The organism is Rhizobium metallidurans (assembly GCF_014196505.1).
Taxonomy (GTDB): Bacteria; Pseudomonadota; Alphaproteobacteria; order Rhizobiales; family Rhizobiaceae; genus Rhizobium; species Rhizobium metallidurans.
This window is the reverse complement of sequence record NZ_JACIDW010000003.1, coordinates 196769-211867: the sequence shown is the minus strand read 5'-3', so window position 1 is coordinate 211867 and position 15099 is coordinate 196769. Positions and strand designations below refer to the sequence as shown.

Sequence of the window (15099 nt, the reverse complement as noted above, 5' to 3'; positions counted from 1 at the left end):
AGGAAAGCGATCGCGATGACCGAGATACCGACCATCGAGACCAAGCGTCTGATCCTGCGACCGCACACAGTTGAGGATTTCGAGGCTTATCATGCGCTCTGGAGCAACGATGCGGTCGTGCGCTTCATCAGCGGGGTGGCGTCGACGCGGGAGCAGAGCTGGGGTCGCATGTTGCGCGTCGCCGGGATGTGGCACCATATGGGCTTCGGCTTCCTCGCCATCGAGGAAAAAGAGAGCGGGAGGTTCGTGGGCGAAGCGGGCTTTCTGGAAATGAAGCGCGAGATGCAGCCGGTCAGCACCGAGGGGACGCTGGAAACGGGCTGGGCATTGATGCCGGAGGTTCAAGGCAAGGGTTATGCGACCGAGGCGCTGCGGGCTCTGATCGGATGGGCGGAGGCACGCTTTCCGTCACGACCGATGAGCTGCATCATCGACCCCGACAATGCCGCCTCGCTGCGCCTTGCCGAAAAGCTCGGCTTTGGCGATGCGAGGCGTACGAACTACAATGGCGAGGTTATTCTGCTTTCGCGACCGGGAACTCGGACAGTCTAGCGGCATAGCGCGCCATGGTGTCGACTTCGAAGTTGACGAAATCGCCGGCCTGGCGCTTGCCCCAGGTCGTGACCTCGAGTGTGTGGCGAATGAGAAGCACGTCGAAGTCGGTGCCATCGACGGCGTTGACCGTCAGCGATGTGCCATCGAGCGCGATCGAGCCCTTGGGCGCGACGAACTTGGCCAGATGCTCAGGCGCGCGGATGCGGAAACGGGTGGCGTCGCCCTCTTCGGTGACGGAGAGGATTTCGGCCTTTCCATCGACATGCCCGGAGACGATGTGGCCGCCGAGTTCGTCACCGATCTTCAGCGAGCGCTCGAGATTGACGGGGCTGCCCTCTTTCCAGGTGCCGATCGTCGTCAGGCGCAGCGCCTCTTCCCAGGCTTCGACCTCGAACCAGCGGCCGTTGCTGCCCGTTTCCGGCAGGCCCGTGACGGTCAGGCAGATGCCGGAATGCGAGATCGAGGCGCCCATATCTATGGTCGCGGGATCGTAGCTGGTGGCCACGCGCAGCTTGATGCCTTCCTTCAAGGAAGAGACGGATTCGATCGTGCCGACGTCGGTGACAATGCCTGTAAACATCAAACTTCTCTTTCGTACTCGTCCAGGCTGTCGTCGCCAATCACGCGCGTGCCCATATGCTTGAAATCGGATGGGATATCGGTCTTGCGGACCGGCGTTTCAATACCGCCATCGCCGATCGTGCCCGGACCCTGATAGAGCAGGATGCGGTCGACATAGCCCGTCTCGAGGAAAAGCCGCGCGGTCCTGGCGCCGCCTTCGACCAGCAGCGAGGAAATGCCGCGGGAGGCGAGTGCCGGGAGAAGCTGTTCCGGGTGGTAGGGGTGGCAGTAGACGACTTCGACGCCGGATGCTTCGAGGGCTTGGCGGCGGGCGTCGAGTTGATTGTTCGAGGCGTCGGCGGTTGGGATACCCCCCTCTGCCCTGCCGGGCATCTCCCCCACAGGTGGGGAGATTGGCTGGGCTTGCCCTCTCGCTCCAACATCGACTGTTTGGCTGGACGGCTGCCACACATCGATCTCCCCCCTTGTGGGGGAGATGTCCGGCAGGACAGAGGGGGGTAAATCTTGCTCCCACGCCTCCGAAACCTCTTCACGCCCCACCACAATCACAGGAACCTGCCGCGCCGTCCGCACCAGCTTCGACGTCAACGGCAACTCCAGCAGCGGATCGAGCACGATCCGCACCGGCGAGCGCCCCTCTAGCCCCGGAATGCGCACGGTGAGTTCCGGATCGTCGGCAACGGCGGTGCCTATGCCGACGAGGATCGCGTCAGTTTCGGCGCGCAATTGTTGCACTTCGGCGCGTGCGGCCGGGCCGGTGATGGCGATCTGGCCCTCGCCCATACGGCCGATCATGCCATCCTTGGAAACGGCAAGTTTCAGAATCACATAGGGACGGTTCTTCGTCTGACGGGTGAGATAGGCGGCGAGCGAGCGGCGTCCCTCTTCCTCCAGCAGCCCGGTCTCGACCTCGATGCCGGCATCGCGAAGCATCCTGATGCCCCTGCCCGACACGCGTTCATCGGGATCGGTGACGCTGATGACGACGCGGCTCACACCGGATGCGATCAGCGCATCGGCGCAAGGCGGCGTCCTTCCGTGGTGGGAGCATGGCTCGAGCGTCACATAGGCGGTCGCGCCGCGGGCCAGTTCGCCCGCCTGCGCCAGCGCCTGCGGCTCGGCATGCGGACGGCCGCCGACAGCCGTGGTACCACGGCCGATGATATTGCCGTCGCGTACGACGACGCAACCGACGGAGGGATTGGTGGATGTCTGGCCGAGATGGAGGAGACCCAGGCGGATCGCCTCCCGCATGAATTGCGCGTCGTCCGGCGAGGCGCTCATCGCTCAGCTGTCCAGTGGATCGCGTGCGATCTTGGCGTTGATCTCCGAGATCACCTTCTCGAAATCCTCGGCATGGCTGAAATCCCGGTAGACCGAGGCGTAGCGCACGAAACCGACGTCATCGAGGCTCTTCAGCGCCTCGAGCACCTGCAGGCCGATCTGCTCGGAGCTGATTTCGACCTCACCGGAGCTTTCCAGGCGCCGGACGATCCCGGAGACGGCGCGCTCGATGCGGTCGCGGTCGACGGGGCGCTTGCGCAGTGCGATCTCGAAGGAACGCACCAGCTTGTCGCGATCGAAAGGCACCTTGCGGCCGGTCTTCTTCACGACCATGAGCTCGCGCAGCTGCACGCGCTCGAAGGTCGTGAATCGACCGCCGCAGTCGGGACAAATACGCCTGCGGCGGATGGACGTATTGTCCTCCGCCGGGCGTGAATCCTTGACCTGTGTGTCTTCCGATCCGCAGAATGGGCAGCGCATGCGCTATCCTTAGCCGATGTAGTCGTACATTGGGAAGCGGCCGGTGAGGTTCATCACCTTGTCGCGCACCGCTGCTTCGACGCTGGCATTGCCCTCGTCGGAGTTGGCCGCCTTCAGGCCATCGAGAACCTCGATGATGAGATTGCCGATTTCCTTGAATTCCGCTTCCTTGAAGCCGCGCGTCGTGCCCGCGGGCGCGCCGAGGCGAACACCTGACGTGACGAAGGGCTTTTCAGGGTCGAACGGAATGCCGTTCTTGTTGCAGGTGATGTAGGCGCGGCCGAGCGCTGCTTCCGCGCGCTTGCCCGTGGCGTTCTTCTTGCGAAGGTCGACCAGCATCAGGTGGTTGTCGGTGCCGCCGGAGACGACGTCTAGGCCGCCCGCGATCAGCGTATCGGCAAGCGCCTTGGCGTTCTTGACGATCTGTGCCGCGTAATCCTTGAACTCAGGCTGCAGCGCTTCGCCGAAGGCAACGGCCTTGGCGGCGATGATGTGCATGAGCGGACCACCCTGGAGACCCGGGAAGACGGCCGAGTTGAACTTCTTGGCCAGATCCTCGTCGTTGGTCAGGATGACACCACCGCGCGGGCCGCGCAGCGACTTGTGGGTCGTGGTGGTCGCGACGTGGCAGTGCGGGAACGGCGACGGATGCTGGCCACCGGCGACGAGACCGGCGATGTGGGCCATGTCGACCATGAGGTAGGCGCCGACTTCATCGGCGATCTCGCGGAAGCGCTTCCAGTCCCAGATACGGGAGTAAGCGGTGCCGCCGGCGATGATGAGCTTCGGCTTGTGGGCGCGCGCCTTCTCGGCGACGTCGTCCATGTCGAGCAGGTTGTCGCCTTCGCGAACGCCGTAGGACACGACGTTGAACCACTTGCCGGACATGTTGACCGGCGAACCGTGTGTCAGGTGACCGCCCGAATTGAGGTCGAGACCCATGAAGGTGTCACCCGGCTGCAGCAGCGCGAGGAAGACGGCCTGGTTCATCTGCGAGCCGGAGTTCGGCTGAACGTTGGCGAAGTTGACGCCGAACAGCTTCTTGGCGCGTTCGATCGCAAGCTCTTCGGCGATGTCAACGAACTGGCAGCCACCGTAGTAGCGCTTGCCCGGATATCCCTCGGCATACTTGTTGGTCATGATGGAGCCCTGGGCTTCCAGAACCGCGCGGGAAACGATGTTTTCCGAAGCGATCAGCTCGATCTCATGACGCTGGCGACCGAGTTCCTTTTGGATCGAACCGAAGATTTCCGGATCGGTATCGGCAAGCGAGCGATTGAAGAAGGTCTGGGTAGAAGCATTGGTCATCGGCGGGCTCCTCAACTGGAATGCGCTAGGCTATTAGCGCTACGCCCTTTCGAGGGCAATACGAAGAACGACATTTGCTAGGCAATCTACGCGCAACAAAAAACCGCGCCCCGAAAGACGCGGTTTTTTATGGGTCGAACGGAGCATGCGGCTCTTACTGAACCGGCTGCTCCATCCCTGATGTGGTGTCGAGCGCGAGCTCGGCATTGCCGTCCATCTGATAGATGTCGTCGCGGAACTGGACAACGCCGTCGGGCATGGCCCAGGCGGAGATGTAGACGAAGTAGACAGGCACTTCTTCCGCAAGCTTGATCGGCGTACTGACGCGGGTGGTGATCACCTGCTCCATCTGCTGGCGAGACCACGGAGGGGTATCACGCAGCAGCCAGGTGGTCAGATCGCGGACGTTCTGAACGCGGACGCAGCCGGAAGACTCGAAGCGCATGAGCTTGTTGAACAGGCCCTGCTGCGGCGTGTCGTGCATGTACTCGCCGTTCTTGTTGTAGAAGTTGATCTTCGTCGAGGCCATGGCGTTGATCTTGCCCGGATCCTGGCGGAACGTGAGGTTCGGCGCCTTTTCGGCGTTCCAGTCGATCGTCTCCGGCGCGACCTCCTCACCCTTGCCGTCGATCAGGCGGATGTTGTTCTTCGTCAGATAGGTCGGGTCCTTGCGCATCAGCGGCACGATGTCTTTCTCGACGATCGAGCGCGGCGCGGTCCAGTAAGGATTGAGGATGACCTCGTAGATCTTCGAGTTGACGAGGTGGGTCTGGCGGCTGATGCGGCCGACGATGGCGGCATGGCGCGTCACGACGCTGCCATCCTCGATACCCTCGACATAGGCGGCCGGGATGTTGACCATCACATGGCGACGGCCGAGCTCCTCGGGGAAGGTCTGCAGGCGAACGAGATTGGTGCTGAGCTGCTGCAGGCGCACATCGACCGGAACATTCATCGCCTTCAGCGTGAATTCACCGATCACGCCATCGGCCGGCAGGCCGTGACGGGCCTGGAAGCGCTTGACCGCGCCATCGACGTAGGAATCGAAGGACGAGGACATGCCGGCTTCGCGCGGCAGGTCGCCGGTGATGAAGAGGCGCTGACGCAACCCCTGGACGGACTGGTCGGTGACGCCGATCTGCAAACGCTGCTGGCCAGGATTGACCTGCGGCCACCCGCCGGCGGATGCAATCTGCTGATACTGCGCGATTGCCTGTTGAACGCTGGGGACGGACTGTGGTCCGAGAACAGGCGTGTTCGACACGACGGCGGTGGCCGTACGCGAAGCAGCCTTCGCGTCGAACTGATCGTCCCAGTCGCCGCGCTCCGGTGCATTGATGATCGAATCGATCGCCGACTGCGCGAATGCCGGCGCCGCGACCGTGCTTGCGCCGACAGCCGCCGCCGAGGCGAGAAACGCCCTTCTGGAGAGAGCTTCAATTCCAATTTTCTTCGACATTCGTCCCAACCACAATAATGCCGCCGCTTGAGAGACCGGTGGCTTTGCCCTTCGTCACCGCGCATAACGCAGTCACTGCCCATCCGTTGCCACGGCGCGCCTCGAAATCTCGCTGCAGGCGATCACTTGATCGCGAGCAGAACAAGCGAGGTTTTAGGAACCTCGGCTCCAGGAAACGCCGGTTTCCATGTATTTCCGCTGCCATGCTAATATGGCCAATTCGTGTCTCCGCCGCAAAGCGCAACCTTCGATGGCGATCGAGGCGAAAAATGAACCAAACCATTGCAAGGATTTTCCTGGCTAATAGCGGCTAAAACGCGACTTGAATACAGGCGTTTGTGCCTCGAAGCATGGTTGACCGGTCATGCGTTGCAAAGATGCCACGTCGGCCAAAACGGCAAAGCCGGACGCGCAGGGAAACGCATCCGGCTTTCTTTGACCTTGGAGGGGTCTTGTTGCTTAGAGACGATACATGATCGAGTCGTTCCAGAAGCGGTCGAGACGGGTCAGCAGCTTGTTCATCTGCGCGAACTCGTCGGTGCCGATGCCGCCGACCTTGTCGATCGATGCCGTGTGGCGCTCATAGAGCTTGGCAACCGTCTCGGCGATTTCCTGGCCGGTTTCCGTCAGGCTGATGCGGACCGAGCGACGGTCGATGCGCGAGCGCTGGTGGTTGATGAAGCCGAGGTCGACGAGCTTCTTGACGTTGTAGGAAACGTTGGAGCCCAGGTAGTAACCGCGGGAGCGAAGTTCGCCGGCGGTCAGTTCCGAGTTGCCGATGTTGAAGAGGAGAAGAGCCTGGATGGCGTTGACGTCGCTGCGACCCTGACGGTCGAATTCGTCCTTGATGACATCCAGAAGACGGCGGTGAAGACGTTCAACAAGATGAAGGGATTCCATGTAAAGATCACGGATACCCAGGTCCTGCTGTTCACGGAAGTTCGATACCGCCTGCGGCTTGATTTTCGTATTCATGATGACTGCCTCACTGTTTTGTTTGGCGGTGTTGGTTGTCTTCCCGCCTTGAGACAGACCCTATCGAATACAGATAAAATTCTACTTAAACTGCAGGCTTAACAGTGCCTTACCAAAAGGCGCTGTTGTATCAGGGTAAATCAACACTTACCTGCTGCCGGCGCCGGCGCTTCTCCTGCCAGAGCAGGAAGCGGAAAACACCGTAGATAACGGCGACCACGGCATGGAGGAAAATGACGAGCTTGTTGGCTCCGAAAATCTCCGGAAGAAACCCGTACATGACGATCTGGCCACCTGCCGCGAGCACCCAGATCACCGGGCCCCAGGATACCGCCAGCCAGAGCCCGAGAGCTGCGACCGGGAAGAGAACGGCGAGACTGGTGCTGGCCACCTTCCACGGCAGGCTCAGAAGATCAAAGCGGCCGGCACCGATCAGCGAGTAGCCGACGAGCATGGCCCAATACTGCAATCCAAACCAGAAGCACGATATCGCGATCAGGCGCAGGAACAGGACAAAGAGAACGCCGGTCAGCGTGCTTTTCGGTATGGTCGGAGAATCAGCGTTCATGCGTCAGACAATAGGTGCGTGGCGACGTCTTCGCCAGCGCTTCGTCGCCAGCCGCTTGCCGGTTGCGGCCATTCGCCCGGTTTGGATTTATCTGACGACATGATAATGAGCGCGGCAACAATTGGAACCGCCAAGAGCTGGAACGATCATGCAGGACAAGACACACCTCGTCGACGAAATCACGGGCCACCGCCGGATGCGGCGCAACCGCAAGGCGGACTGGACGCGCCGGATGGTGCAGGAGAACCGGCTGACGGTGGACGACCTGATCTGGCCCGTCTTCGTGGTTCCGGGTTCCGGCATCGTCGAGCCGATCCCCGCCATGCCGGGTGTCAACCGCATGAGCGTCGACAAGCTGGTGGAAGCCACGAGGGAAGCGGCCGATCTCGGCATCCCCGCCATCGCGACCTTCCCGAATATAGAGATGTCGCTGCGCGACGAGACAGGCTCCAACAGCCTGGAGGCGAACAATCTGATCAACCAGGCAACCGCCGCCATCAAGAAGGCCGTGCCCAATATCGGCGTCATCACCGACGTGGCGCTCGATCCGTTCACCAGCCACGGACATGACGGCATCCTGCGCGGCAACGAGATCGTCAATGACGAGACGGTCGATCAGGTGGCGCGCGCCGCCGTCATGCAGGCCGATGCCGGCTCCGACATCATCTCCCCATCCGAAATGATGGATGGCCGCATCGGCGCCATCCGCCGCGCGCTCGACGCCGCCGGGCACCAGAATGTCGGGATCATGAGCTACGCGACGAAATTCGCGTCCGCCTTCTATGGCCCCTACCGCGAGGCGATCTCCACCGGCGGGCTGCTGAAGGGCGACAAGAAGAGCTACTATATCGACCCGGCCAACGGCACCGAGGCGATCCGCGACGCCGCGCTCGACGTCGAGGAAGGCGCCGACATGCTGATGGTCAAGCCCGGCCTGCCCTATATCGATATCTGCTGGCGGATGAAGGAAGCCTTTGGCCTTCCGACCTTCGCCTATCAGGTGTCGGGCGAATACTCGCAGATCAAGGCGGCGGCGATGAACGGCTGGATTGACGGGGAAAAGGCGATGCTCGAGACGCTGCTCGCCTTCAAGCGCGCGGGCTGCGACGGCATCCTCACCTATTTTTCCATCGAGGTCGCCAGGATCCTCGCGAAGCGCTGATCGTTTCGCGCCAATATTGTATTCAGGGCGAGCGTCACCATATCAGCGGTAGCCACTCTCGAAAGGAGATCGTAACGATGTCGCTCAACCCGAACCCGCTTTATGCCGCACCTGACGACTGGCGCGCCTATAGCGGCACGCTGAGCCGACGCGTCTTTGCGTTCATCCTCGACTATGTGATCATCCTTTTGCTCTGCATTCCGGCGGCGGTCATCCTGTTCTTCCTGTCGATCGTCACGCTCGGTCTCGGTTTCTTCCTCTATCCGGCCCTGTTCGTGATCGTCGCGGGCCTCTATTTCGGCTTCACGGTCGGCGGCCCGAGCCAGGCGTCGCTCGGCATGCGGGCGATGGGCATCGCGGTCGTGCGCGTCGACGGGCGCGAAATGGATTTCCTGACGGCGATCGTGCACCTCGCGCTGTTCTGGATCCTGAACTCGGTTCTCACACCGCTGATTCTGCTGGTCGGCCTGTTCACCGACCGCAGCCGCCTGCTGCACGACCTTCTTATCGGAACGGCGACGATCAGAACCGCGTGAGATCCGCCAAGCCTCTGAAATAATCAAACTTCCCCGGCTTTACAGGGGACGCCGGTGGGCCATATCCGAAAGTATAAGCGATCATAAAGCGCGGCCGACCGCCGCGCTGTTGACGTTTTCTTTTCTTAAGTCATGCTGTGATTTCAGCATGCAACCGAAGGACATCTCCGCAGCAGATGAATACGCAGACCACGCCATCTCCGCAGTTTTATCTGACGGCCCCGGCTGCCTGCCCTTATCTTGCGCATGAGATGGAACGGAAGGTTTTTACGCATCTCGTCGGGCCACGCGCCGCCGAGATGAACGACATCCTGACGCAGGGCGGATTTCGCCGCTCCCAGAACATCGCCTACCGTCCCGCCTGCGAGGCCTGCCGGGCCTGTGTTTCGGTGCGCATCCTCGCCGACGAGTTCGAGCCGACCAAATCGATGAAGCGGGTGGTCGCGGCCAATTCCGATCTGATCTCCACCGAATTTCCGGCGCAGCCGTCGAGCGAGCAATATTCGCTGTTTCGCCGCTATCTCGACTATCGGCACCAGCAGGGCGGGATGTCCGACATGACCGTGCTCGACTATGCGATCATGGTCGAGGACACGCATGTCAACACCAAGATCATCGAGTATCGCCGACGCGTGGAAGGCTCGGGGCTGGAAACGCGGCCGAGCGGTGAACTGATCGCTGCGGCTCTGACCGATACGATGAGCGACGGGCTCTCGATGGTCTATTCCTACTTCAACCCCGACCTCGACAAGCGGTCGCTCGGCACCTTCATGATCCTTGACCACATCGGGCGGACAAAGGCGCTCGGCCTGCCGCATGTCTATCTCGGATACTGGGTTCAAGGTTCGCGAAAAATGGACTACAAGACCCGTTACCAGCCGCAGGAGCACCTGACCGCCCGAGGCTGGGAGCGTTTCGACCCCACATCCCTTCCCGAAGGCAACCAAGCTTAAATGCCCCTCCCCACCCTTTCCGATCACAGGAAGGGCCTGCTGCTGACGGCGATCGGCGGCGTTGCGCTCTCCATGGATATTCCGCTGGTTCGCCTGGCAAATGGCGACATGTGGTCGATCGTCGGCATGCGCAGCATCACCACTGTCGTCGTGACGCTGGTGATCGTTTGCCTGATCCGATGGATCAAGGGAAGCTGGCCGGCGATGGTGCCGGGTCGGGCGGGTCTTGTTGCCGGGGGCCTCTACGGCCTGTCGACGGTGACGTTCCTGCTCGCGGTCTTCAATACCACGACGGCGAATGTCGTCTTCATCGTCGCCTTCAATCCGATGTTCGGCGCGCTGCTTTCATGGCTGTTCCTGAAAGAGCGTCCATCCATGTCGACGCTGGTGACCATGGTGGTGATGATCCTTGGGGTCGGCATGATCGTCGGTGACGGCCTTTCCGGCGGCAACAGTTTCGGCGATGCGATGGCGCTTTTGACAGCGTTGGTGCTTGCGGGCGCGATTACCGTCGGGCGTGCGTCACGCCGCGCCATGGGGTTCGTGCCGCTGCTCGCCGCCGTGCTTCCAGCCGGCCTTGGCCTCGCGAACGCCCTTCCGGCCGGTCTCGTCATCGAAAATCCAGCGTGGATCATCTTCAACGGCGCGGTGCTGATGCCGGTGTCGTTCTGGTGTCTTGCCAGCGGCCCGCGCTATCTTTCCGCGCCCGAGGTGGGCATGTTCTACCTGCTCGAGACCATCCTGGCGCCGATCTGGATCTGGCTGATCTTTTCGGAAACGCCACCGGTCATGACGCTGATCGGCGGCTCGATCCTCGTCACCGCGATTATGGCGCACTCGCTTTGGATGGTTCGGAGACAACCTGCGACGGAACAAGCTCCGGCAGTTTGACGGCGTGAACCGCATCGAGTTCGCGCTCCAGTCCGTTCAGGATGTGCGTCCAGCCGCGATGCGTCCGTTCCTCGTAGGCCGACCATTCCGCGCACATTTCATGCGACAGCGTCAGGCGCGTGCCCTCCCCCAGCGGCTCGATATCGATGCGGATGCGATCGGCGTTGTGATCGTGTTCGGCCACCGAAAACGAGAATGTCATCAGGCGCGGCCGGCGCATTTCGAGAAACACGCCGTAATGAACGGCGTCGCCGGTCGGCCGTCTGTCGATGACGAGAAAATGGCCGCCGACGCGCGGCTCGATATCGGCGCGGATGACCCGGCCGTCATCGGTGGCGAAGAGGAAGCGTTTGGCGATCTCGGGGTTGAGCCAGGCGTCGTAAACCTCGCAAGGCGAGGCATTGTAGGTGTGGGCGACGGTCAGCGTAATGGTCTTGCAGGCAGTCATCAACATTCCTCCGTGATCGGACCTCCATGATCGGACATGCCGCCTTCCCACGAAGGCGCCACATACGATCATTCCGTCCGCCTTCGGAATGATGTTTGTCCATGTTGTGATTACAGGACAAAACTAGAGTAAATGCCCCGCTCGCCAAGAGCGGGGCGCTGATATATTTCACCCGGCGAACTTGCCGCTGCGGGGGAAGCCCTTGGGAACGGTACGGCCGGCGGAGGCGCGGTCGGCAAGCCACTCGGCGAGCTCTTCCTTGTTTTTGCTGAACGTACGGCCGGCGCTGTCTTCCCAGACGAGGCCATCCGCGATCGCGAAGCAGCGAACATCCGAAATGCCGCCATCCTTGTAGCGCTGCAGGCGAACGCCCTTGCCGCGCGACATTTCCGGAACCTGATCCAGCGGGAAGACCAGGAGCTTGCGGTTCTCGCCGACCACGGCGACGTGGTCGCCGGAAACGGGCACGAGGAGTTTCGTCTCGTCGGGCATGGAAACATTCATGATCTGCTTGCCCTTGCGGGTATTGGCGACCATGTCCGCCTCGGCCACGACAAAGCCGTTGCCGGCCGTCGAGACGATCATCTGCTTGCGCTGCGGATCGTGGACGAAGGCCGTCAGCACGTCCTGATCGTTGTCCATGTCGATCATGATGCGCAACGGCTCGCCATGGCCGCGACCGCCAGGCAGCTTGTCGCCACCGAGCGTGAAGGCCTTGCCGCCGGTGGTGACGACCAGGATCTTGTCGGTGGTCTGCGCGGGGAACGCGATCCTCAGCGCATCGCCTTCCTTGAAGGTGAGCGTCGCGGTGTCGGAGATGTGGCCCTTCAGCGCGCGGATCCAGCCTTTCTCGGAGACGACGACAGTGATCGGCTCCTTCTCGATCATCGCCTGCTGGATGGCCTGTTCGTCGGCATCGGGCGCTTCGGCGAACTGGGTGCGGCGGCGACCGAGTTCGGTCGCCTTGGCGAACTTCTTCTTTACCTCGCCGATTTCCCAGGCAACGGTCTGCCACTGCTTGTCCTCGGAGGCGAGCAGCGCTTCGATCTCGGCCTTTTCCTTGCTCAGAGCGTCGAACTCGGTGCGGATCTCGAATTCTTCCAGCTTGCGCAAGGAGCGCAGGCGCATGTTGAGGATGGCTTCGACCTGGATCTCGGTGAGCGACCAGCGCGCGACCATGACCGGCTTGGGTTCATCCTCCTCGCGGATGATGCGGATCACCTCGTCGATGTTCAGATAGGCGATCAGCAGGCCGCCAAGGACCTCTAGGCGCCGTTCGATGGCGGCAAGGCGGAAGCGCGAACGACGCTGAAGCACATCGCGACGATGATCCAGCCACTCCTTCAGAACCTCGTTCAAAGCCATGACGCGCGGAATGCGGCCCATGGAGAGAACGTTCATGTTCAGCGGGAAACGGCTTTCGAGTTCCGTCAGCTTGAACATGGATTCCATTAGGATGGTCGGATCGACGGTGCGGTTCTTCGGCACCAGCACGACGCGGACATCCTCGGCCGACTCGTCGCGAATGTCCTCGAGCAGCGGCAGCTTGCGGGCGATCAAGAGCTCGGCGATCTTCTCGATCAGGCGCGACTTCTGCACCTGGAACGGAATTTCGGTGACGACGATCTGATAGCCACCGCGGCCGAGATCCTCGGTCTGCCACTTGGCGCGCGTGCGAAAACCGCCGCGGCCAGTCTTGTAGGCGTCGATGATCGTCTGGCGGTCGTCGATGATGATGCCGCCGGTCGGGAAATCCGGACCGGGGATGAACTGTTCCACCAGCGTCTCGACCGTCGCATCCGGATGCTTGATCAGATGCAGCGCCGCGTCGCACAGTTCATGCGCGTTGTGCGACGGGATGGAGGTCGCCATGCCGACGGCGATGCCCGACGAGCCGTTGGCGAGAAGGTTCGGGAAGGCGCCGGGGAGAACCGTCGGTTCCTGGTCTTCCTCGTTGTAGGTCAGCCGGAAATCGACGGCGTCCTGATCGACACCCTCGAGCAGCAGCCCGGCGACATCGGTCATGCGCGCTTCGGTGTATCGATAGGCGGCGGCACTGTCGCCATCGATGTTGCCGAAGTTGCCCTGCCCGTCGACAACGGGATAACGCTGCGAGAAATCCTGGGCGAGACGGACCAGCGCATCGTAGACCGACTGGTCGCCGTGCGGATGGAACTTACCGATCACGTCACCGACGATACGCGCGCATTTCTTGAAGGCCGAGTTCGGGCGGATGCCCATCTCGCTCATCGCGTGGATGATGCGGCGATGGACCGGCTTCAGGCCGTCGCGGACGTCGGGCAGCGCGCGATGCATGATGGTCGACAACGCATAGGCGAGATAACGCTCCTCGAGCGCCGCCTTCAGGTCGATCGGAAGAATGCTGTCATCGTCTCCGCCGGAGGGCGGCAAAATCTCTTGTCCCATACCTTCTGACTAACCGAGATGGTTGATGTGAGCAAGGAATCCGGGCATTGCGGCTGTGGATGAAGTCTCCGAACAGAAAGAAAACAATCGCTAAAACCTTTTTGCCCGAATTTGGACTTTGTTTGCTTGTCCCTTCAACAGAATTTTAGAGAACGCAAAATATAAACCGGCGCAGATCCGTAGTAGATTGACGGCCAACCGCCCACCTGGACCAGAGGAACATTCATGACATTTTACCGGACGACGCGGCTCATGCTTTCGGGCGTGGCATTCCTTTCTCTCGCCGGCTCCGCTTTCGCGCTTGATGGCCAGGATCTGCTGAAGAAGATCAATGCCGCCTACACGATGCAGGGCGGCACGCTCGCCGCCGACGGCATCGACGTGAACGACAAGACCGTCACGCTGAAGAACGCCAGCTTCAAGCCGAACAATGGCGATGCGTTGCCAATCGGTGAAATCACACTGAGCGGCGTCGAGCAAAACGACGACGGCGGCTACTACATCGAGGAAGCGACCTTCCCCGACATCAACACCACCAATGACGGCGCGACACTGACCGTCAGCGAACTCGCGCTCGGCGGCGTCTCGATCCCGGCCGACGCCAAGGGTGAAGGCCTCTCCTCGATGATGCTCTACGAGACCGCGCGCAGCGGCCCGCTGAAAGTCGTCCAGAACGGCGCCGAGCTCTTCTCGATCGGCGGCACCGAAATGAACCTGACGCTGCGCGAAGACGAGTCCGGCTTCGATTTCGACGGCACCTTCAAGGGCCTCAAGGCTGATCTCGGCAAGGCGACCGATCCGCAGAGCAAGGAAGCGATCGAGAAGCTGGCGCTGCAGCAGGTCAACGGCGACATCACCATGAAGGGTGGCTGGGACATGGCCCCCGGCACGATCGACGTATCGGAGTTCGCCTTCGACTTCAGCAATGTCGGCAAGCTCAACCTCGCCTTCAAGATCAACGGCTACACACTCGCCTTCATGAAGTCGATGCAGGAAGCCGCACAACAGGCGGAAGCCAACCAGAACAAGGAACAGGCCCAGCAAGCATTCGGCCTCGCCATGCTTGGCCTTCTGCAGCAGCTTTCGTTCGAGAGCGCCCAGATCCGCTTCGACGACGCCTCGATCACCAAGCGCGCGCTCGACTACGCCGGCAGCCAGCAGGGCATGTCGGGTCAGCAGATGGCGGACTCGCTGAAGGCGATGGCGCCGATCATGCTGGCGCAGCTCAACATCCCCGAGCTGCAGAACGCCGTATCGGCCGCCGTCAACACCTTCCTCGACGACCCGAAGAGCCTGACGGTCGACGCCGCTCCGGCCAAGCCCGTGCCCTTCCCGATGATCATGGGCGCCGCCATGGGCGCACCGAACACGCTGCCGCAGGTACTCGGCGTGAAGGTTTCGGCGAACGATTGATCGCTGTAACGTGAATGAGAAAAAGCCCGGCGCGCATTGCTCGCCGGGCTTTTTTGTT

General features: G+C 61.5%; 15 protein-coding genes. 6 read left to right on the top strand and 9 right to left on the bottom strand.

The genetic code is table 11. The features are described from left to right. Nucleotides 1-15 precede the first annotated feature (15 nt). A complete protein-coding gene (locus GGQ67_RS07685; protein ID WP_183899597.1) occupies nucleotides 16-552 on the top strand; it encodes a GNAT family N-acetyltransferase in 537 nt (178 codons plus the stop codon). Here GGQ67_RS07685 and GGQ67_RS07680 read toward each other — a convergent pair. From GGQ67_RS07680 to GGQ67_RS07650, 7 genes are all read right to left on the bottom strand, one after another. Continuing rightward, nucleotides 515-1135 carry a riboflavin synthase gene (locus GGQ67_RS07680; RefSeq protein WP_183899596.1) on the bottom strand — a complete coding sequence of 207 codons (621 nt, stop codon included), beginning with the start codon at nucleotides 1133-1135 and terminating at the stop codon, nucleotides 515-517. The genes GGQ67_RS07685 and GGQ67_RS07680 overlap by 38 nt on opposite strands. Then, nucleotides 1135-2421, bottom strand: coding sequence for a bifunctional diaminohydroxyphosphoribosylaminopyrimidine deaminase/5-amino-6-(5-phosphoribosylamino)uracil reductase RibD (gene ribD, locus GGQ67_RS07675; protein WP_183899595.1), 1287 nt, complete (start codon nucleotides 2419-2421; stop codon nucleotides 1135-1137). Before ribD ends, GGQ67_RS07680 begins: the two co-directional genes overlap by 1 nt. Before the next feature lie 3 nt (nucleotides 2422-2424). Continuing rightward, nucleotides 2425-2901: a transcriptional regulator NrdR gene (gene nrdR / locus GGQ67_RS07670; RefSeq protein WP_183899594.1), complete on the bottom strand. Its 477-nt coding sequence runs from the start codon at nucleotides 2899-2901 to the stop codon at nucleotides 2425-2427. Nucleotides 2902-2910: 9 nt separating this feature from the next. Further along, nucleotides 2911-4209 (bottom strand): serine hydroxymethyltransferase, encoded by a 1299-nt coding sequence (gene glyA / locus GGQ67_RS07665; RefSeq protein WP_183899593.1) that lies wholly within the window; start codon nucleotides 4207-4209, stop codon nucleotides 2911-2913. 154 nt (nucleotides 4210-4363) lie between these two features. After that, the gene (locus GGQ67_RS07660; protein WP_183899592.1) at nucleotides 4364-5668 is read right to left on the bottom strand and encodes a L,D-transpeptidase family protein; all 1305 of its coding nucleotides are present in this window, start codon (nucleotides 5666-5668) and stop codon (nucleotides 4364-4366) included. 459 nt (nucleotides 5669-6127) lie between these two features. Next, entirely contained in the window at nucleotides 6128-6643 is a 516-nt protein-coding gene (ldtR, locus tag GGQ67_RS07655) for a transcriptional regulator LdtR (RefSeq protein ID WP_018898693.1), read from the bottom strand. 130 nt (nucleotides 6644-6773) lie between these two features. Beyond that, complete coding sequence (locus tag GGQ67_RS07650) at nucleotides 6774-7211, bottom strand: DUF6163 family protein (protein ID WP_183899591.1); 438 nt, start codon at nucleotides 7209-7211, stop codon at nucleotides 6774-6776. Nucleotides 7212-7359: 148 nt separating this feature from the next. On the opposite strand from GGQ67_RS07650, the gene hemB reads away from it, so the two are divergent. The 4 genes from hemB to GGQ67_RS07630 all read left to right on the top strand — a co-directional run bounded on the left by hemB (nucleotide 7360) and on the right by GGQ67_RS07630 (nucleotide 10753). Beyond that, the gene (hemB, locus tag GGQ67_RS07645; RefSeq protein WP_183899590.1) at nucleotides 7360-8373 is read left to right on the top strand and encodes a porphobilinogen synthase; all 1014 of its coding nucleotides are present in this window, start codon (nucleotides 7360-7362) and stop codon (nucleotides 8371-8373) included. A gap of 77 nt (nucleotides 8374-8450) precedes the next feature. Further along, complete coding sequence (locus GGQ67_RS07640; protein ID WP_183899589.1) at nucleotides 8451-8909, top strand: RDD family protein; 459 nt, start codon at nucleotides 8451-8453, stop codon at nucleotides 8907-8909. 176 nt (nucleotides 8910-9085) lie between these two features. Then, nucleotides 9086-9862, top strand: coding sequence for an arginyltransferase (locus tag GGQ67_RS07635; RefSeq protein WP_183899588.1), 777 nt, complete (start codon nucleotides 9086-9088; stop codon nucleotides 9860-9862). Further along, complete coding sequence (locus GGQ67_RS07630) at nucleotides 9863-10753, top strand: DMT family transporter (protein ID WP_183899587.1); 891 nt, start codon at nucleotides 9863-9865, stop codon at nucleotides 10751-10753. On the opposite strand, the gene GGQ67_RS07625 is transcribed toward GGQ67_RS07630, so the two are convergent. Continuing rightward, a complete protein-coding gene (locus GGQ67_RS07625) occupies nucleotides 10689-11201 on the bottom strand; it encodes an SRPBCC family protein (RefSeq protein ID WP_183899586.1) in 513 nt (170 codons plus the stop codon). The genes GGQ67_RS07630 and GGQ67_RS07625 overlap by 65 nt on opposite strands. A gap of 168 nt (nucleotides 11202-11369) precedes the next feature. Beyond that, entirely contained in the window at nucleotides 11370-13628 is a 2259-nt protein-coding gene (parC, locus tag GGQ67_RS07620; protein WP_183899585.1) for a DNA topoisomerase IV subunit A, read from the bottom strand. Between the two features lie 225 nt (nucleotides 13629-13853). Here parC and GGQ67_RS07615 point away from each other — a divergent pair, with 225 nt between their 5' ends. Beyond that, complete coding sequence (locus tag GGQ67_RS07615) at nucleotides 13854-15041, top strand: hypothetical protein (RefSeq protein ID WP_183899584.1); 1188 nt, start codon at nucleotides 13854-13856, stop codon at nucleotides 15039-15041. Nucleotides 15042-15099 lie beyond the last annotated feature (58 nt).

Coding starts and splice junctions, on each gene's coding strand:
- GGQ67_RS07685 (WP_183899597.1), top strand. CDS start 16: ATGACCGAGATACCGACCATCGAGACCAAGCGTCTGATCCTGCGACCG.
- GGQ67_RS07680 (WP_183899596.1), bottom strand. CDS start 1,135: ATGTTTACAGGCATTGTCACCGACGTCGGCACGATCGAATCCGTCTCT.
- ribD (WP_183899595.1), bottom strand. CDS start 2,421: ATGAGCGCCTCGCCGGACGACGCGCAATTCATGCGGGAGGCGATCCGC.
- nrdR (WP_183899594.1), bottom strand. CDS start 2,901: ATGCGCTGCCCATTCTGCGGATCGGAAGACACACAGGTCAAGGATTCA.
- glyA (WP_183899593.1), bottom strand. CDS start 4,209: ATGACCAATGCTTCTACCCAGACCTTCTTCAATCGCTCGCTTGCCGAT.
- GGQ67_RS07660 (WP_183899592.1), bottom strand. CDS start 5,668: ATGTCGAAGAAAATTGGAATTGAAGCTCTCTCCAGAAGGGCGTTTCTC.
- ldtR (WP_018898693.1), bottom strand. CDS start 6,643: ATGAATACGAAAATCAAGCCGCAGGCGGTATCGAACTTCCGTGAACAG.
- GGQ67_RS07650 (WP_183899591.1), bottom strand. CDS start 7,211: ATGAACGCTGATTCTCCGACCATACCGAAAAGCACGCTGACCGGCGTT.
- hemB (WP_183899590.1), top strand. CDS start 7,360: ATGCAGGACAAGACACACCTCGTCGACGAAATCACGGGCCACCGCCGG.
- GGQ67_RS07640 (WP_183899589.1), top strand. CDS start 8,451: ATGTCGCTCAACCCGAACCCGCTTTATGCCGCACCTGACGACTGGCGC.
- GGQ67_RS07635 (WP_183899588.1), top strand. CDS start 9,086: ATGAATACGCAGACCACGCCATCTCCGCAGTTTTATCTGACGGCCCCG.
- GGQ67_RS07630 (WP_183899587.1), top strand. CDS start 9,863: ATGCCCCTCCCCACCCTTTCCGATCACAGGAAGGGCCTGCTGCTGACG.
- GGQ67_RS07625 (WP_183899586.1), bottom strand. CDS start 11,201: ATGACTGCCTGCAAGACCATTACGCTGACCGTCGCCCACACCTACAAT.
- parC (WP_183899585.1), bottom strand. CDS start 13,628: ATGGGACAAGAGATTTTGCCGCCCTCCGGCGGAGACGATGACAGCATT.
- GGQ67_RS07615 (WP_183899584.1), top strand. CDS start 13,854: ATGACATTTTACCGGACGACGCGGCTCATGCTTTCGGGCGTGGCATTC.